The organism is Leucobacter faecis (assembly GCF_054456635.2).
Map to the genome: position 1 here is coordinate 1 of NZ_JBTJEP020000025.1, position 18,876 is coordinate 18,876.

Below are 18,876 nucleotides of genomic sequence, written 5' to 3' on the forward strand. Positions count from 1 at the left end.
CGTGTCATAGATAGCGAAACATCGTGTTTGGCGTCACGATCATACGTAAAGGTGGCAGCGTGACGGGGGCCTTCCTTAGAGAAAAACCCCACATAGTCGCTTTCTATCCACGCGTACAGCGTTTCAGGCATGAGTACTCCGTTCAGATTGGATCCTCGTTGCCGGCACTTTCAGCTTCTTTACAATCATCGCCACGTCACGATTACCCCGTGGGGAGACACCGCGTCGCTCGATGGTGCGGATGATGGTTTCCGGCACACCGGTGGCTTCCGACAGTTCGTGGATGCTCACACCCCTGATGGCTCGCCAGTCAGAAATTCGACCGGCAATGTCGATCGGATTGTCAAGCATCCATACACCGAGTCCGCGCTGGCGATCTCGGATGAGCGACATGTCTCCAGTCCCCCGTTTTGCGAGGCGTACCAGCACCGCAAAACCTCGCCCTTCGGGATCTGGACTGTCAGCCCACCAATCACGCAGAAGCTGAACTGGATCCTTCGAGGCAGCGAACGTGCGAACCCTTTCTGCGGCGCGGGCTTTCCGACTTCCGGTAATGCCGTCAAAGGTACGCCTGTCCATGAAGTACAGGAAATCGTCCTGGGACTGTCGGGAAAGTGGGCGACGTGATCGCTTCTCTGGACTGGCATCGCAGTCCACAATCCAGCGGCCGCGCTCCTTGTGAGCGGGAATTCTGTCCTCGCGGGCGAGCTTGGCCGCACGCTGGACTGAAATTCCTTCACGCTGGGCAAACTCTGAAATATTCATAGCACAAGCGTTTCATGACAGGCTATTAAACACAAGTGCTACTTGCAGTGGCCGACACTCCCTCCATCAGACCTTGATCTCAAAATCACGCGCCTTAGAGATCACGCAGCAGCTCAAACATGCTTCCATGTCACGCTCGGGCTGAAGCAGGCCGCACCGCTATTCGTCGCTGCGCGCGTTACCGCCGCGGCTGGCCCAGATTCGAGGCAGTGCCGGATCAGGGTGCGTGCCGGCGCCCGGGCGTTCGCCCGCGAGCACCGCGATCGATCCCAGTTCGTCAGTGCGCAGCACCCGAGTGCCCGCCGACGCGAGCGCGCTGAGCGTCCCGGGGGCCGGGTGGCCGTAGCTGTTGCCCGCCCCCGACGAGACGAGCGCCAGCGTGGCACCTACGGTCTTGTAAATGCCCTCCCGCTGGTCACGCGAACCATGGTGAGCCACCTTCACTGTGTCAGCTTGTAACAATGTCTCATTGCCCGCTCGACGCATCGCATTAGCCAACATGGCCTGGGATTCTTCTCCCGTGTCTCCCAGTAGCAGCACGCTGCGCTCACCCATTTCAGCGCGCATCACCAGACTCGAGTCGTTAGCTGACGCGGGGGTGAGGAGGGGATCCGGAGCGAGCATGAACCAGTCAACACCCGCATGCGAGCCAACCGCCCCCGCCCCAGTAACGCCCGTCGGCACGCCGCGCGCGGCAAGCCGCACGTGAAGCGGGCTGGCAGCGGCGTGATCGGCGGGCGCCTCGCTGTTGCGGGCCGCGGGCCCGATCAGCGCCGTCTCGGTGATCGCGGCCACCGCATCGAGCGCGCCCGTGTGATCGAGATGATCGTGCGTGAGCACGAGCAGCGCAATGCGCGTGACGCCGAAAAGCCTGAGGCAGTCGCGCAGCAGCTTGTCATCGTCTCCGGTGTCGACGAGGACCGCTTCGCCGGGACGTGCGTCAGGCCCGCGCAAGAGCAGCGCGTCGCCCTGCCCCACATCGCACGCCACCACCACCCAATCGGCTGGTGTACCCGCCTGCTCGACGGCGGGCGCCACGAGGGTTGGCCCGACGAACACGCCAGCGGCACAGCCAGCTAGCACCGACACCCATGTGCGCAGCACCCGGGGACCAGGGATGTCGGGCTCCCAGGGGCGCCGCACCCGTGTTTCGTGCCGGGTGAGTCGGCCGCTCGCCAGCAGCCACGCTACGATCGCCAGTACCTCCGCCGCGGTGAGCAGCAGCGCCCCCGGCACACCCGTCACCCATTCCCAGCGGGCACCCGGCAGCCCCGCCGTGATGCGCGCCGTTTCTTCTACCCACCGCGCGGGCAGGCTCGCGAGCCACACGAGTGTGTGCGCCGCAGCGCCCGATACGGGGGCTGCGAGCAGCGCCAGCAAACCGAGCGCGGTGCCCGCTGGCGCCGCCGGGCCCGCCAGCACGTTCGCGAGAAGGCCCGCGGCGGGGATCCCGTCTTGCAACAGCAACAGCAGCGGCCCGCAGGCGAGCTGCGCCGCGGCCGCGACCGCGAAGGGCAGCGCAACCCAAGCCGGGATGCGCGCTACGCGGCGCAGCGCCTCTGTGAAGGCGGGCGCGCACAGAATAATGCCGCCCGTCGCCACCACCGACAGCGCGAACCCGGGGTGCCAAGCCTGCCACGGATCAAGCACAAGCAACACCGCGATAGCAATGCCCAGGGCGGGGAGCGCAGTGGCCCGGTTGCCCCCAAAGTTCGACGCGAGCAACACAGCGCCCATGATCGCCGCGCGCTGTACACTCGCGTCGGGGCCTACGACCACCACGAACCCGGCGAGCGCTACCCCCGCGGCCACCGCCCGCAGACGCCGCCCAGCCCCCAGCCACGACAGCGCCCAAATAGCCCCACTCGTGACGAGGGCACAGTTCGCACCAGATACTATTTCTAAAAGGAGTGTCTCATGGGTACCCAAAAAGGGCAGTTGGTTCTACGCGAGTATCTGCGCGTATCGAAGGACAAATCAGGCGAAGGCAAGTCCCCTAAGCAGCAGCACAAAGAGAACGCACGGGCAGCGCAATCACAAGGGTGGAAGCTGCACCCGCACCCTTATGAGGACAACGACCGCAGCGCTAGCCTCTACGCCACGAAACAGCGTGAGCAGTTCAATCAGCTCATCACCGATCTCGAAGAGGGCAAATTCGACGCTGACATTCTGGGCCTCTGGGAAGCCAGCCGCGGCTCCCGCCGAGTCGGCGAATGGCTCGACCTCATCGATTTGTGCAGCAAGAATCGCGTGAAGATCTGGGTCACAACCCACTCACAGCTCTATGACCCTGCTAACGCCAGACACCGCCGCAGCCTACTTGAGGATGCAGTCGACTCAGAATTCGAATCCGCGAAGATTCGAGAGCGCATCAAGCGCGACGTACGTGCTGCCGCAGAAGAAGGCAGACCCCACGGTAAGAACCTCTACGGCTACCGCAGAATCTACGATGAGACCACCCGCAGGCTCCTTCGCATCGAGGAACACCCCGATCAGGCATGGGTCGTGCAAGAAGCTGCTGAGCGCATTCTGGGAGGAGCAAGTTTTTACTCGGTCGCTAAGGACTTCAACGAACGAGGGATACCCCCTCGCCGTCCGCGCCACGAGAAGCGCGAGCACCACTACAAGAAGCCCACAATGGGCTGGACAGCTCCTGCGATCAAACAAATGCTCACGATGCCTGCATACGCCGCCAAGCGCATACACAACGGCGAGATTGTCTCGGACGCGATCTGGCCTGCACTAATCGATTATGAGGTCTGGCAGAAACTTCAGAACGTCATGTCGCCGTCTCATCGCAAACGCACGAACAATTGGCCAGGGCGGCACCTCCTGGCAGGAATCGCCGTCTGCGGTGTATGCGGCGCAGGTACGCGCGTCGGGAAGCAGAACTCTGGTAGGCGCAAGGACAAAGACGGCAACCCGGTCCCAAAGCCCCAGGATGAGCACGGTAACGAACTCCCCTACCCATCATATTCGACCTATCTCTGCGCTGGTGCGCCAGGGCGTACAGGATTCCACGTTGCCCAGAAAGAAGAGCACCTCGACCTGATCGTGACTGAGTTCGTACTCGCCCGTCTCGAACGAAAAGATTTTCTGGCCACGCTCGGAAAGAAGGATGAGGGAGTTGACGATGCTCGCCAGGCGCTCCTACAAGAGATCGAACAACACCAGAACTATCTTGAAGAGGTACGAGCAAAGGCTGCGGAACGTGGACGCATCGACCTTCTGTTCGATCAAGAGGAGCGCATACAACCCCTTATAAGCGCAGCGCAAAAGAAACTAGAAGCACTCGCTGACACAGACCCAGCAGTAATCGAGCTGACGAACAATCCAGACGCTGTCCGGGCGCGCTGGGAAGAGCTGGATTTCAATGACAAGCGCCGGATTATCCGCGCCGTGGTGACCCCCGTTATCCACCGGGTGAAGAACAAGTCAGGCAAGGGATCTGGGCAGCGTCATGGTCCAGATTGGAACCGCGTGGAAATGGTCTGGCGTTAGCAACGAGATCGGCAAACACATCAAACGGGTACCCATTTCGGGTACCCGTTTGTGATATCGTGACCGACACATTGAAAACTAAATATGAGTGGTAGTCGCTTGTTCTCAAGCGCAACTGTGGTGATGGAGACCACGGGGCACCAGGAGATTGCTTCCCCTGATGTCGGTTAGGTAGCTTCTCTTCGGAAGTCAAAGAAGAGCAGCTACATACGCGACTACCAACGGCAAACGCGCAGACTTTGCGCTAAGTCGTTCGTGTATTGCATCTGGGAAATCGATGTCCGGGTGGAAGCCGAGCCTACAAAGAGTTCGGGGTACAGTGCACGGGTATAGCGGCAGCGACCACGCTGTCAGTCGGTCAACCCGACCCCGATCGAGCTGGATCGGTGCGCTGCAAGAAGAGGCAAATGCAGCGGTCTTCCTTCCTGGAGACCACTATGCCCGCTCGCACTTCTGCAGCATCAACAACAACCGCTTCACAGCCCACCGAGATCACGCTCGTACGCGCCGGAGAGATCCGCGACGCGAACGGCCGCTACGTCTACGGCGCCACAAAGACCCTTCGCAAAAAGATCATCAGCGGAGAGCTTCCCGCCGAGAAGAAGCGCGGCCAGTGGTACATCAAGGTGGCAGATCTTCGTAGCACGCCTGCTTCTCCCGACGACGTGCTCATGGAACTGCGCGCTGCCGCAGAACGCGCTGCCGCTGCTGCTCCCCCGCTCGCAGCCGAAGCAAGCAAGATGATCGCAGGGATTCTCAACACCTCGATCTAGCTCTAGCAGCGCTTCGAAACACACCGCCTCTGGCACAGACTGACCTTCTGAGCTGGAGGCATTGTGTTTTCTAGAATCGCTTCTAAGCGACGATAATTCACCGGATGTCCATATTTAACGAGGTGGCGCCAAAAGTGCACGAGAAACGATCCTCGTGACCCCCTGAGCCTGTTTTAGGTATTCGCTACACGGATCGACACAGATCCACACCTCAGCAGCAGCCCCAACTTGACCGCGGCACCCATCCAGATCGACACTGAAGCCAACCACCCAAAGCAGCGCCACATGAGTCACGCGGTTAAGCCTGAAACCTGGGAGTCGGGACTTCACTATTGTTTATGAGATCAATAAGCGGGGATTATTGATTGGGCAACATTGCCCTCTTTGCCCAAAAGGTGGTGACAGAGGTGGTGACAGCGAATAACCCTCTCACCAGGGATTCTTCTGTCACCAAAAAGGTGGTGACAAAGTGGTGACAACAAAAACATACTCTCATCAGGCATTTCGCGAAGTGTCACCAATGTCACCGCCATTTTCAGCCACACCGTGTGTGTGCGCACATGTATGCGCGTGATACAGCTACAACATCAGTCTGTCAACACCCTCTTCCTGGGAGTATCGAAAAGCGCAAAGACGATACCTCAAATTCCCCACAAAGAGGCGTAAAAGGTGGTGACATTGGTGACATTACTAAATTTTATATATAAATACCTGATCAAGAGGTAAATAGAGGTGTCACCACCTTTGTCACCACCTTTTAAAAGGTGGTGACAAGTGGTGACAGACCCTAAGAGGCCCCCTAACGACCCCGAAGCGCTCCTGACCTGCTCTTTTGACCTGTCTGCGCGTAGTGCCTTCCTGAAACGACAACGATCATTTCGATGATGGGTTCGCGAAACGCAGTGCGCTACCCGAGTACGCTGTTCGTTCGAGTCACCGAACCTTCGTGCCCAACTAGCCCGTGTCGAGTTCCTCTGCAGCCTGGAGCCACAAAACTTCCCCAACCGATGAGCTTCTAGTCGTTCCGGATTGCCAAATCATGAGCGCGCCGGCTGCCTTCCTTGTTACTAGAACTGAATCTCGTCGAGTCAGCTGACGCACCCTAAACCAGTAGTGCTCTACACAACCACCAACGCTTTACCAATGTCAGCCATCAACGCAGGAACGCACTTGAAGCTCGGCAGCATCCACCTCTCCTACGCCTAGGACTCGTTGACCGCTCCAAGATGCAAATGAACTGAATCGTAAGCCTATGCCGCGGGGCAAGGTCCGCGAGTCGGCGCTGGGCGAAGCGCTTGCTACACCGACTCAGCGCTCAAGCGGCCCGCTCAGTTCGCCACGGTTAGATTCGTTCAATCCGTCTAAAAGCGCTCGCATCGTACTGCGCACGCTATCGCAGCGTAATACTCCCGGGCTGCGCCCTGCCTGCCGGAGCCAGCAAAGCCTACGGCCATGCCCGGGTGCACACGCGAACCTCTAGAGAGCCTTCACCTCTGGGCTCGCAACCCTTCGCTATTGCGATAGCTGAAATCAATCGATGGAGATCTACATATGTCTAGCACCTCTGATTCTGCAACCACACCTACTGTGCTCCGCGCCACCAACAGCGCTGACTTCCTTGCAGCGCTGCCACGCATGACAGGCATCAACGCTCCGAACAGTTGCCACGTCGTCCTGTTCGGCGGCAAGCCCAACAATTCAAATACACGTACCAACCGCACGCTCGGCTCTGCACGCCTTGATCTGCCCACAAGCGACCAGCTAAGTGACCCAGCGGCAATGATGGCATGGGCTGCGCAAGTGGCAACGCTCTCTGCCCGTGCCGACAGTGCAGTGATCGTGCTCGATACCGATGCCACGCTTCCAGGCAGCCCGTCAGACTCGCCCTACGGCCTCCTTGCGATGCTCGTGAAGCTCGCTGGGGAGGCGTTGGTCGGCGCTGGAAGCGTTCACACGCCCAAGTTCAAAGATGTCCTACTCGTCGGCGCCAACGGCTGGGCAAGCCTCCTGAATCACGGCCCAGCTACGCTCCGTTCCCTCGACGAGATCACGTCCAGTCCGCTACACGACCCTAATCACAAAGCTCTCTCGCTGGATGACTGGCGGGCAGCGCACCCGGACCAAACCACCGAGGACCTCACCGAGATCGATTCGATGACGGACCGGATGCTCAAGAGCGCAGGCCGTCGCGCATGAGCAAACCAGAAGAGTACGCAGTGCCGAGTCCATACGTCCACGAGCTCTTCGGCCTCGTGGACTACGACATCGACGCCGCCATCAACGACATGATCGACCGCGAAGATGACTGCGACGAAGAAAGCGAAGGTAAAGAATGACTCACTCCGAATGCGACGAGCTCATCGCGCGCATCGCGATCAGCCGCGCTGTCGAGCCCGGCGATCGCAGACTTGTGACCCTTCTCGCAGAGCACAGCGCTGCAGAACTCGCATCAGACCCATCCTCATGGCTTTCCGTGCGGGAGCTCGCGAGGGTCGACCTCGACGAGGCCAAGAAGACTCTGCAACATGCTGAGCAGCAACACCTCACACCGATCATCCCTGGGGATCCACACTGGCCCGACCAGCTCGAACGGCTCGATCTCCTGTGCAGCACCGACCCGTTGGCTCCTGCGCCGCCCATCATGCTATGGGTCCGCGGCGACGCGAGTCTCCTGTCTAACCTAGCCGCGTGCGTCGCAGTCACAGGTTCCAGAGCCTGCACAGGCTACGGGAATCACGTCACCAGCGAGATAACCGAACAACTCAGTCAGCACAACGTCACTGTTGTGTCTGGTGCCGCGTACGGTATCGACGCGGTAGCTCATCGCACTGCCCTCGCTCAAGGTAAGCCCACCATCGCAGTGCTGGCCAGCGGCGTCGACCGCGTCTACCCCGCTGGCCACGCCCAACTCATCGAGCAGATCGCTGGGTCCGACTGCATCGTGAGCGAGGTGCTCCCCGGCTCGGCGCCAACCAGGCACCGGTTCATCATGCGCAGCAGACTGATCGCTGCACTTGCTGCCGCAGTGGTTGTGCCCGAGGCAGGCGCGCGCTCAGGTGCTCTGCACGCTGCAGAGGTGGCCCACGCCATGGGTAAGCCCGTGGGCGCAGTACCAGGCCCCGCCACCAGCGCCGCAAGCGCTGGCTGCCATACGCTCATTCGCCAGGGCAAAAGTCAGCTCATCACGAGCGGCGCTGACGCGCTGCAGCTGCTGTGCGACGCTCCATCCCTGCGGCGCAAACACTAACCAGTGTTCCACTGCGAGAACATGTACCCGCCGGGCCAATAAAAAAACCCTCTGCCGCGTCTTATGACGCCGCAGAGGGTTTTCATTTTTACTTAGAGTTGCCGAACGGATCGACGATGCTGTGCAGCCCGTGCTCAGGACATGAGAACGCTACTTTGAGTCCTTCGCTGCGTTTACCTCCCAATATCTCGGGTACGCAATCCCGGCCGCACGGATGTCTGTTGCCGTCAGGGAGTACCACCAGCGCAGCGCAGGTGCGGTACTGCTCGTTACCTGAGCCATCACCGATACGTATATTCACTAGTTGCTCCTGTAACCGGAATAGAAATCACGACGTAGCGGGCCTCGCCTGCCCAGATCATTAGCTAATCATCCTCAGATGCAGTCCGTCCAGAACGTCACATGCTCCTACGTGCGATGCGATCATGCTGATGTAATTCATCGATCTGCTGCCTCTGCCAAGGCGTCTAACTACGTCGCCCGAGAGATGGGCTCCCGCCTTGAACAACACGAACTCCACCGACTGCGTAAATTCTTCGATCGAGCTTTTCAAGTTTCCGTTCGGTGAAGCGCCTCTTCTGTTCCTTTAGAGCTCGACTCACAGCGATGTCAATTAGCTTCTTGCGCTTAAGCTCCTGTTTGCCCGGCCGACGTCGAGCATTGGTCCTGTCCGGACTCGCCGCGGATGGCGCAGCCTCCTGCGTCTCGTCAAACCTTCGGCGTTGCTTGGAACGTGCGATCTCGTTGGAGCTCGAAGAGCCTTCGCATCTTCTTCCGGAGCGGTCAGAATGGATCGACATCAGCCCTTCAGCAGTGAGCAGGTGCTCCTCGCTGCACATCGAACAAACTGCAGCACGCCGGGGTGTAAGTCTCGCGACCGTAGGCACAGGTCTCGCGACCGTTCGCGCAGGTTGTGGAGAACGTACGGTCGGCGCTACTTTGACGGGTGCGGGTACTAGCTCTTTGACAAACCGTCGTTCCTCTGGCTGCGGCTTAAGGAGTGACGCCGCACACCCAGAACCTTTAACGAGATCCGGGTGAAAAATGTACTTCCCATTGCGGAGTAGGACTTCCTGCCCGCATCGGGAACAACAGCCGTACTTTTCACGAGTCACCATCGTTGCACCTCTCTGTGCATTTGCCAGACCAAGGGTAGGCATGCCACCTACCACCTACCCCAGGCCTGATCTCTCTTCCGTTTAGTCAGCACCAGCCACATCGCCCGCGAATACCTCAGCTTGCTTTAGTACAAGGTTCACGGCTTTTTCTTCCGCGTCCGGAGGGTAGTCGTAACGCGCAAGAATCCTGCGCACCTTCGAACGCATTGTCGCGAGCACTGACTCTTTGAGGTTCCAGTCAATCGTCGCCGACTGCTGAACCGACTTCACAAGATCCCGAGCGATCGCTTTCAGTGTCTCATCGCCTAGTTCCAGCACGGCCGCATCGTTCTGCACGACCGCGTCGTAGAACGCAACCTCGTCCTCGCGCAGCCCGAGCTGTTCGAAGCGGCTCTGGTCATCGCGTACCTGCTTCGCCAGTTTCACGAGCTCCGCGATGATCTCCGCGGTCGACAGCGAGCGGTTTGTATACCGCTTCACGGCCTCGTCAAGTAGCTCCGAGAACTTCCGGCCCTGCACGATGTTCTTGCGCTGCACTGTGCGGATCTGGTCGTTCAGGATCCTGCGAAGGAGGCCCATCTGGAGGTTCGGCTTCTCCTTGCCTTCGAGCGAGTCCAGGAACTCGTCGCTCAAGATCGAGATCTCAGGCGTCTCCACCCCCGCCAGCTTGTAGACGTCGATGACGTCCTCTGCAGCTACTGCCTCATTTAGTAGCTGCCCGAGCGCCGTGTCGATCTCGACCGCACCCGAGCCGCCGCGACCCGAGTCCGGGTTCAGGATCTTCAGGATCGCCGCGCGCACGTCGGTGAACAGGCGCACATCATTGCGGATCGCTCCTGCCTCGTCTCGGGCTCCAGCCAGCGCGAACACCTTCGCCAGCGCCAGCACTTCGTCGTTGAACCTCTTCGTGACATCCGGGTCGGCCATCACGAAATCGAGCACCTTCGCGTACTCCGCAAGCCGCTGCGACGCGGACAGTTCCGGCGAAGCATCGTACTCGACGCCGTGCAGGATACCTCTGACGACGTCGTGCTTCTCCATCATCGCGTCGACGATCTCGTCGATCGGCACGCCCGCCTGGTCCCGGTCCGAGGGCGAGTACTCCTGCAGCGCTTCTTGGAGGTTCGCAAAGAGACCGATGTAGTCGACGATTAGGCCACCAGGTTTGTCTCGGAACGTACGGTTCACGCGCGCGATCGCCTGCATGAGCCCTGCACCCTGCATCGTCTTGTCAACATACATCGTGTGCATCGAGGGCGCGTCGAACCCGGTGAGCCACATGTCGCGCACGATCACGAGCTCCAGCGGGTCATCAGCGTCCTTCGCACGGAGCTTGAGGTCCTTGCGCACGTCCTTCGAATGGATGTGCGGCTGGAACTCCACAGGATCCGCAGCCGAGCCGGTCATGACGACCTTGATCTTGCCCTCTGCTGGGTTGTCCGAATGCCAGTCGGGCCTGAGCGCGACGATCTTCTCGTAAAGGCGCACCGCGATCCGGCGGCTCATCGCCACGATCATTCCCTTGCCAAGCATTGCCTCACGGCGCTTTTCCCAGTGGTCAACGATGTCCTGCGCCACGCGGTCGAGCCGGGATTCAGAACCGACGATCGCCTCTAGCCTCGACCAACGCGACTTGGCAGCCGTAGCTGTGTCCTCCTCGACCGTCTCGGTGATCTCGTCGGCAAGCTCGTCGAGGGCTGAGAGATCAGCGTCCGAGAGCTCCACTCGTGCGAGCCTCGATTCGAAGAAGATCTTCACCGTGGCGCCGTCGTCGACGGCGCGCGTGAGGTCGTAGACGTCGATGTAATCGCCGAACACGGCTCGCGTCGACTTATCGTTCGACTCGATCGGGGTGCCGGTGAAGCCGAGGTACGTCGCGCCCGGCAGCGCGTCTCGCATGTGCTTCGCGAGGCCTGCCTTGAGCCTGCCGTGGCGGTCGAGCGTCTCGCCGAAGCCGTACTGGCTACGGTGCGCCTCGTCGGCGATCACGACCACGTTCCTGCGGTCCGTGAGTACCGGGTCTGCGTCGCCATCCTCGCCGACCGCGAACTTTTGCAGCGTCGTGAACACGATGCCGCCAGATGCGCGCCGGAGCTTCTCGCGGAGGTCAGTGCGAGTCGTGGCCTGCACAGGGGTCTCCGGAAGGATGCGCGCCGGTGCGAACGTCTCCCCGAACAACTGATCGTCGAGATCGTTGCGGTCTGTGATGAACACCAGCGTCGGGTTCGCCATGCGCGAATCCCGCATGACCTTCGCCGCGTAGAACACCATCTCGAAGCTCTTACCCGAGCCCTGGGTGTGCCACACGACACCGCCGCGGCGGTCGCCCTCGGGGCTCGATGCCTGCACAGTGGACTCCACCGCGGCGTTGACCGCCCAGTACTGGTGGTACTTCGCCACCCGCTTCACTAACGTGCGAGTCGGCTGGCCGGCATTTTTATCGGTCACCGTCTCATCGCTAAACACGACGAAGTTCTTCAGGATATCCAGGAAGCGTCCCGGCTCGAAGACTCCCTTGATGAGCACCTCAAGCGCAGGGCGACCGGTCACAACCTCGCGGCCCTCGATGGTCTTCCACGGAGCGTAGTGCTCGAACGCACCGGAGTAGCTGCTCATCGCGGCCGACATGCCGTCAGAGATCACCGTCACCGCATTCAGCACGAAGACAGACGGAATGTCATGCCGGTAAGTCTGCACCTGGTTCCACGCTGATTTGAGGGTCGCGTTCTCCGATGCTGGGTTCTTAAGCTCCAGCAGAGAGACCGGCATGCCGTTCAGCATCACGAGCACGTCGGGGCGGCGGTTCTTACCATTCTCAACAATCGTGAACTGATTGATCGCGACCCAGTCGTTGTTCAAGGGCTCATCGAAGTCGACGAGCTGTAGCCGCGTCGTTCGGAGCAGGCCGTCGGCGTCGCGGTGCTCAACGGGGGCACCCTCGACGATCAGTCTGTGCACGCGGGCGTTCTCGTCGATAGAGCTCTGTGACTCTGCGCGCTGCAGGGTCTTGATCGCCTCATCGATCAGCGTAGGGCTGATATCTGGATTGATGCGTCGCATCGCATCACGGAGCCTGCCCCATAGGACCACGTCCTCGTACGATTCACGCTCGGAGGCAGCCTCGCCGGGTGCGACATTGGGGCCGTGCAGGACCGTATAGTCGAGTTCCTCGAAGTAGTCGAGAGCAGCCTGCTCTACGACGTTCTCATTGAAGGAAGTCATGATGTAGTCTCCAGACTGGACTCGTCCACCCACCTAGCAAGCACACTGAGAGCAGCGAGGTACTCCAATGCCTGCTGCTCAGGCATATCCACGTCGGCCTCATGCGCGAGTGGGTTTCGGATGCCTGCGAACACGCCTTCTGCTAGGTTTCGTGCGCCTCGCTGCACCGATTTGAAGGTCTTGCTTCCGTCGTTCTGCATCCGACGTAAGCGAGCGGCCCTCGGTCTGGCGGGGTCGTCACTGTAGGCCTGCTTGAATAGATCTTCTTCGCCGAGATCGCGGCGGTCGAGCTTGTTCTGCGTCTCCGCGTTCAACTTGCGAATCGAACCCTCGATGGCTTCTCTAAAATGACCAGATTGCCAGAGCGAACGAGCACCTTCCCAGATCCATGGATGCAGATTTGAGGCCGAGATCTGGGGGGAATTATCGCCGAGGTTCCGCCGTACTTCATCCTCACGATCGGCGATGCCACGGACTCGTAAGGCAAGATCGCGGTGCTTCGCCCACAACTGCTCCTGCTGATCATCACGATCATAGGAGAGGTCTTCATCTCGCCATCCGGGGAGGTAGAGCGTAAAGATACGCTCAACGACAGGCAGCTGCAACTTGATGTCGTCCTCACTTCCTTTAAGAACCCACCAGACCCCGATATCTTCGGGGTCTCCTGTCCAGCGCCCTTCAGATAGCGCAATGAAATCGTCCAGCTGATCGACGACCCATTCAGTATTGACGATGCTCACCTTGCACCGCTTTCAACAGGCACACGTATACGGCCTGACAACAGTTCCGGCAGAAGAGAGTCACGGAGCACGACTAATCGATTAGTTTCTTCACGGAGAAGCTCGGCGCGCTGAAGCAGCGCCAGTGCGAGCTTCTTGACGTTCTTCTCGGCTATCGAAAAGTCGGGAACCTCAATGCCAAGCACATCATCGGGTCGCACACGTTGGTGGCTGCCCGAAGTTCCAGTTACACGTCGCGGCAGCTCGCTTCGGAAGAATGGGGCACGAACCGCAAGCCAGACCGCGGCTAAGTCCAGTTCACTTTCCGCCCTCAACACGAGGAACTCGGTCGAGGCAAGTGCCGGGGTGCCAGACTTTTCAGAAGCCCACCAGGTCCGGTTGAACCTAGGGTTGAGCCGCGATATTAGGATTGCGAGTTCGGGCACCCTGAGTTTGTTGCTCATAATGGTTGATGCTGGGACCCGCTCAGGTTGAGCACCAGAGTCGAACGCGGGAAGGCTGAAGTGATCGACTACCGAGTCCCCGAGTTTAGAGGGATTTACCGACAATTTGAAAGATTCTGCAAGCTCTCCGACCGGTACGCCCGGTAAAGTGGCACCAAGCTGCTCAGACATTGCGTCAATCAAGTCACTAATTGACTTTATCGCCCTCCGGTTCGACGCGATCTTGTCGTCGAGTGCTCCGAGCGTCGCCGCGATCGCGCGCTGTTCTTCGACTGCGGGGAAATTATATTCAAGAGCTTTGATCGTCCGAGCGCTGAGATTCTGCTGAGCAGCACCATTTGCACGATGCACTATTCGCGAACGGTCATTCAACAGTGCGTAATAGAGGTAACGATAGTCAGCCTTACTTGGGTCAACGATCATCGCACATGCTGCCTGATTGCAGGTCATTTCCGTGCCCAGAATTGCTAACTTACCAACCGTGCCACCGTACATCGCCATCATCACTGTGTTGGTCGGCAACAGCTTCGCTGACGACTTTTCTATTGCAGCGTTCGTAATATGCTCTTCGGTTTCGTAGACCCAGCCGTCGCGTAGCTCCTGCGTCTTCAGCCAAGGAATAGTGCCGTCAAAATACTCAGATATACGTCGACTTGGAGTTCCGCCGCTCGTGACGCGAATACAAACGTCATCAACTGTTAGCGTTTGTGAGGTCATCGTTCGAGCGCTCCAAGTCGACGGCGAACCTCGTCCTCAAGCTCGCGGCCGCGCACAAACTCCGCGAACAGCTCACTCGTCAGGCGCTCGATCTTCTCGTCGATCGGCTCGTCGTCGATCTCGGATTCTTCAGCGCCGACAAAGCGACCAGGCGTAAGTACGAAGTCGTGCTTCTCGATCTCTTTGATCGAAGCCGACTTCGCGAAACCCGGGACGTCTTCGTATTCACCGTCACGGTTGCGCCACTCATGATACGTGCCTGAAATCTTTGCGATGTCTTCGTCGGAGAGCACGCGGAGCTTACGTGATTCCATGCGCCCAAGCTTTCGGGCGTCTAGGAAGAGCACCTCGTCTTTGCGCTCGCGGTGACCATTGCCTTCGCGGCCCTTAGAGACGAACCAGAGAGAGACAGGGATCGGCGTGTTGAAGAAAAGGTTTGGAGGCATCGCCACGATGCAATCCACGAGACCCGCCTCGACGAGCTTCTGACGGATCTCACCCTCACCGCCGCTCTTCGACGACAGCGAGCCGTTCGCAAGCACGAAGCCTGCGGTGCCGTTCGGTGCCAGGTGGTACACGAAGTGCTGTACCCAGGCGAAGTTTGCGTTGCCCTGGGGCGGCGTGCCGTACTTCCAGCGCGGATCATCCGCGAGGCTCGCATCCCACCAGTCGGAGACGTTGAACGGTGGGTTCGCGATCACGAAGTCCGCGCGCAGGTCAGGGTGCAGGTTCTCGGTGAACGAGTCCGCCGAGCGCACGCCCATGTCCGCCTCGATGCCGCGCAGCGCGAGGTTCATCTTCGCAAGCTTCCACGTGGTGTCGGTAAACTCCTGTCCGTAGACGGAGATGTCGGTGCGATTACCGCCGTGAGCCTTCACGAACTCCGCCGACTGCACGAACATGCCGCCGGATCCTGCGGCCGGGTCGTACACGCGGCCCTTGTAAGGCTCCAGCATCTCGACCAGAGTCTTGACGACCGAGCGCGGCGTGTAGAACGCGCCTGCATCCTTGCCGGTCTCCTTGCCCGCAAACTGACCCAGGAAGTACTCGTAGACGCGGCCGAGCACGTCGTCGGCGCCGTGGTCGTCGGTGGCGGTGAAGCCGATCGAGCCGATGAGGTCGACGAGCTCGCCGAGGCGCTTCTTGTCGAGGCCGTCGCGTCCGTAGTTGCGCGGCAGCACACCCTTGAGTGTCGGGTTCTCCTTCTCAATGAGATCCATCGCGGTGTCGATGAGCTCGCCGATCTCGGGCAACTTCGCCGAATCCTGGATCGTGCCCCAGCGGGCCGAGGCTGGCACCCAGAATACGTTCTGGCTCGCGTACTCGTCGCGGTCTTCCAGGAAGCCTTCGATGCGCTCGGGCTTGATACCCTCCTCCGCGAGCTCTTTACTGAGTTGTGAGCGGCGCTCTTCGAAACGGTCCGAGATGTACTTCAAGAACACCAGGCCGAGCACGACGTGCTTGTACTCGCTCGGTTCCTGATTCCCACGCATCTTGTCAGCTGCGTCCCAGAGAGTCTGCTCAAGTGTTTTCTGCGGCTTCGACGCCGCCGCCTTACGTGCCATAAAGTTTGCGCCCCACTACGGTCGATCCAAAAAGGTGAGTTCCTACTCAAACCATATCGATGACCTGTGACATAGAAGCCGATTCAACGTCCTCCAACGTCACTTTCACCACTGAATCTCCCAAAATTGGTGAACCCCGCTCCGAAAGCCGCGGGGTTCACCAATTGATTACGTCGCTACTTCAAAACGACCGCGCTGCGGCCTTGCAATGGGATACCGCGCTTGACGAGAAGTGAGGCAACACCGATCTCGGCTTCAACCCACGCTTTACCGGCCTCTACTGACTCCTTCGTAGCTACTTCAATCTTCTTGCGGCGGCCAGACGCTTCCGCCTCCCCCAGCTCCTGTAGAGCGCACACCGTCAGTGTGCGCCAGAGAGCCAGGGCCCCTTCAGCGTCACGAAGCGGTCCCGGGTACGTCGCAGGCAAGCTCGACTTCGGGACCAGAAGAGTGACGGGAAATACCTCGTTCGCTTCCAACTTGATCTCAATGGGCTCGTTTACGGATTTGGTGAGTGAGTCAATAAACATGTGGGGGTTCCTTACATATGAAAATGAATGAAGGAACCACGTAGGCAGCACAAACTGCCAGCACTCTTCGCCAATCGGGCGGCACCCGACTTGTCGAAAGTACTCGAAGTATCAGCCTGCAGCGTTCGGTAGCCGCAGTCTGAGAGTGACATGAACTGAAGCTGCGCAAGCGCACTCCAACATCAGAACAAAATAGTCAACATCAAAATAAATGCTGACAACTAGGGAGCTAGACTTTAGCTCCAAAGTTCGTCACACACTTCGTTACGTGATCCTTCACGTGTTACCCCGGCATGGCCATCGGCCGTGCTAGAAATGTCATCACATTTCTCTGCCTTGGAATACTCGAAACCTCGCCTGTGAGGGTTCGCACGAAGTGGAGCTAAAGTCTAGTCACTTAAAATGTGACGAGCCTGCGAACACGCTGCGCCAATTTGCGAACGTTACAATATCGCAATCTTTACACGATGGTGATGCACTCGGTAACGCCCTCGCTTCGCAGGGCCGGGAGCCTCTTCGACAAGCAGACTATTGCGTTCTGCTTCGACAAGAAGGAGAACCCAAATGGTCACCACCACAACCACCAATCTCACGCCCAGCGTGTGGATCAGTTCCTTCGGCGCATATAACGCGGGCTACCTAATCGGCGCCTGGTACGACGCCACCGAAGCTGCGGATGTCACCGCTAAGGATCTCTTCGAAGGGTCACCGTACCGCTGGACCGACGACGAAGAGTTGTGGTGCTTCGACATCGAGAACCTCCCCATCTCGCGCGAGATGAGCCCCCACGAAGCTACGCAGTGGGGAGAGGCTCTCGAAGCTGTCGACGAGCACCTCCGCCCCGCGCTGCACGCTTGGGTGCGCTCCGGCTCTTACACCGCCGAAGGCAACACTGACCTGCCGTCAATCGGGGAGTTCACTGATCGCTACCGCGGCCAGTTCGACAGCTTCGAGGACTACTTGCGCGATCTCGCAGACGACACAGGCATATTCCACAATGTGCCTGATGAGATCAAGCGTTACTTCGACTGGGCACGCTACACCAGCGACGAGCAGCATAGTTACAACGTCGTTGAGGCCGCCAAGAGCGCAGATGGCGTTTATGTGTTCATCGCCTGACCACTTTGCTCACGAAGAACGCTACGACAGCGACGAGTACTGCGGCGACTGGTGGCTCGATTACCCGGAGCCTTACGAGGTCCGCGATCGCCTCAGAGAGGTCGAGCGCAACCGTAAGGCCGGTCAGTATCGCGACCAAGCCGACTACGACGCGGCGTACTGGGAGGCCGAGCAAGTCACTCCCCCGCATGACCGGCAGCGCACGAGTATCGTGCGCTCTGGTCTCGCAGCGGCGCTACCGCATGTGATCGACACCGCGCGGTTTGACGAGCTGCGCGTTCTCGCGCCGGACTGGGCAGTTGATCTAACAGACTCAGCGGATCCAGCCCTCATCGTGCTCGGAGTGCAGCTGCCACGGAAGCGGAGGGCGCCGCGCTGGAACTCCAGGCACCCGATCATTCAAGCGATTACAGCCAAACCACGGCTCCTTGATGGAGCAATCAACACCGAGGCGCTCGCCCAAACGGCGTGCGTGACGCTTGCGCTCACCGAACGCACACTCGACTCGCTTCATGCCCACCCTGAGCTGCTGCAGCGCACGACACTGACTTGGCGCTGCCTCCGTCGATCACAGGGCGACATCACACTCGTCCCTGGCACACACGACGCCGTACGCGCAGATGAGCCGTGGTTCCGCGAGCCCTGGCGCTGGCTAGTGCCGAGCTTCGAGGCTCTGCTGCTCGATGCCGACGAGCAGCTCGCACGCGACCTCGCAGAGATTGAAGCGTTCGCCCAGCGCACGAGCACCACCGATTAAGAAGAGAGGTAAACCTATTTGTCATCCGTAGTCACCACACACACCGGATCTTCTGCGGCGCCGACGACACATTACCCATCGCAGGCGGAGCTCGACGCTCAAGCCAGGGCTGTGACTGAGCGGCTTGGTGCAATCGAGGATCTGTTCCGACTCGCTGAGCACGCCGCCCACCAAGCGGCGTCACTCCCGGACCTGCTGCACTCACTCACGCTCGTGCAACAGCAGGTACACGCTACCCGCAAGGCAGCGATCAACGAAGCACGGGTGACCGGCCACGACGACGTTGAGCTCGCTGCGCTACTACGACTCAACATCGCGGACTTCAATTCACGCTACCCATAACACCGAAAGAGCTACACCCATGACACCGAAAGAGCTA

At 59.5% G+C, this 18,876-nt stretch carries 15 protein-coding genes; 8 read left to right on the top strand and 7 right to left on the bottom strand.

The window, feature by feature from the left end:
* Positions 1 to 123: 123 nt before the first annotated feature.
* Both ACXR2T_RS14615 and ACXR2T_RS14620 read right to left on the bottom strand, forming a co-directional pair.
* Positions 124 to 765: a hypothetical protein gene (locus tag ACXR2T_RS14615; protein ID WP_458839026.1), complete on the bottom strand. Its 642-nt coding sequence runs from the start codon at positions 763 to 765 to the stop codon at positions 124 to 126.
* 159 nt (positions 766 to 924) lie between these two features.
* Positions 925 to 2,694, bottom strand: coding sequence for a ComEC/Rec2 family competence protein (locus tag ACXR2T_RS14620; RefSeq protein WP_458839027.1), 1,770 nt, complete (start codon positions 2,692 to 2,694; stop codon positions 925 to 927).
* Between ACXR2T_RS14620 and ACXR2T_RS14625 the strand changes: the two genes are divergently transcribed.
* From ACXR2T_RS14625 to dprA, 5 genes are all read left to right on the top strand, one after another.
* Entirely contained in the window at positions 2,683 to 4,266 is a 1,584-nt protein-coding gene (locus tag ACXR2T_RS14625; protein WP_458839028.1) for a recombinase family protein, read from the top strand. The genes ACXR2T_RS14620 and ACXR2T_RS14625 overlap by 12 nt on opposite strands.
* Positions 4,267 to 4,703: 437 nt before the next feature.
* Positions 4,704 to 5,039: a hypothetical protein gene (locus ACXR2T_RS14630; protein ID WP_458839029.1), complete on the top strand. Its 336-nt coding sequence runs from the start codon at positions 4,704 to 4,706 to the stop codon at positions 5,037 to 5,039.
* 1,551 nt (positions 5,040 to 6,590) lie between these two features.
* Complete coding sequence (locus ACXR2T_RS14635; protein ID WP_458839030.1) at positions 6,591 to 7,235, top strand: hypothetical protein; 645 nt, start codon at positions 6,591 to 6,593, stop codon at positions 7,233 to 7,235.
* Positions 7,232 to 7,375: a hypothetical protein gene (locus tag ACXR2T_RS14640; protein WP_458839031.1), complete on the top strand. Its 144-nt coding sequence runs from the start codon at positions 7,232 to 7,234 to the stop codon at positions 7,373 to 7,375. Before ACXR2T_RS14635 ends, ACXR2T_RS14640 begins: the two co-directional genes overlap by 4 nt.
* Positions 7,372 to 8,286 (top strand): DNA-processing protein DprA, encoded by a 915-nt coding sequence (dprA, locus tag ACXR2T_RS14645; RefSeq protein ID WP_458839032.1) that lies wholly within the window; start codon positions 7,372 to 7,374, stop codon positions 8,284 to 8,286. Before ACXR2T_RS14640 ends, dprA begins: the two co-directional genes overlap by 4 nt.
* A 1,199-nt stretch (positions 8,287 to 9,485) precedes the next feature.
* Here the strand turns inward: dprA and ACXR2T_RS14650 are convergent.
* From ACXR2T_RS14650 to ACXR2T_RS14670, 5 genes are all read right to left on the bottom strand, one after another.
* A complete protein-coding gene (locus ACXR2T_RS14650) occupies positions 9,486 to 12,626 on the bottom strand; it encodes a type I restriction endonuclease subunit R (RefSeq protein WP_458839033.1) in 3,141 nt (1,046 codons plus the stop codon).
* Positions 12,623 to 13,366 (bottom strand): TIGR02391 family protein, encoded by a 744-nt coding sequence (locus ACXR2T_RS14655; RefSeq protein ID WP_458839034.1) that lies wholly within the window; start codon positions 13,364 to 13,366, stop codon positions 12,623 to 12,625. The genes ACXR2T_RS14650 and ACXR2T_RS14655 overlap by 4 nt, the downstream gene beginning before the upstream one ends.
* Positions 13,363 to 14,526 (bottom strand): restriction endonuclease subunit S, encoded by a 1,164-nt coding sequence (locus ACXR2T_RS14660; RefSeq protein WP_458839035.1) that lies wholly within the window; start codon positions 14,524 to 14,526, stop codon positions 13,363 to 13,365. The genes ACXR2T_RS14655 and ACXR2T_RS14660 overlap by 4 nt, the downstream gene beginning before the upstream one ends.
* Positions 14,523 to 16,091, bottom strand: coding sequence for a class I SAM-dependent DNA methyltransferase (locus tag ACXR2T_RS14665; protein WP_458839036.1), 1,569 nt, complete (start codon positions 16,089 to 16,091; stop codon positions 14,523 to 14,525). The genes ACXR2T_RS14660 and ACXR2T_RS14665 overlap by 4 nt, the downstream gene beginning before the upstream one ends.
* 176 nt (positions 16,092 to 16,267) lie before the next feature.
* On the bottom strand, positions 16,268 to 16,621 hold the full coding sequence (locus tag ACXR2T_RS14670) for a hypothetical protein (protein ID WP_458839037.1): 354 nt from the start codon (positions 16,619 to 16,621) through the stop codon (positions 16,268 to 16,270).
* A 564-nt stretch (positions 16,622 to 17,185) separates the two neighbouring features.
* Here ACXR2T_RS14670 and ACXR2T_RS14675 point away from each other — a divergent pair.
* From ACXR2T_RS14675 to ACXR2T_RS14685, 3 genes are all read left to right on the top strand, one after another.
* A complete protein-coding gene (locus ACXR2T_RS14675) occupies positions 17,186 to 17,740 on the top strand; it encodes an antirestriction protein ArdA (protein ID WP_458839038.1) in 555 nt (184 codons plus the stop codon).
* The gene (locus ACXR2T_RS14680; protein ID WP_458839039.1) at positions 17,724 to 18,497 is read left to right on the top strand and encodes a hypothetical protein; all 774 of its coding nucleotides are present in this window, start codon (positions 17,724 to 17,726) and stop codon (positions 18,495 to 18,497) included. Before ACXR2T_RS14675 ends, ACXR2T_RS14680 begins: the two co-directional genes overlap by 17 nt.
* 111 nt (positions 18,498 to 18,608) lie before the next feature.
* Entirely contained in the window at positions 18,609 to 18,839 is a 231-nt protein-coding gene (locus ACXR2T_RS14685; RefSeq protein WP_458839040.1) for a hypothetical protein, read from the top strand.
* Positions 18,840 to 18,876: the final 37 nt, after the last annotated feature.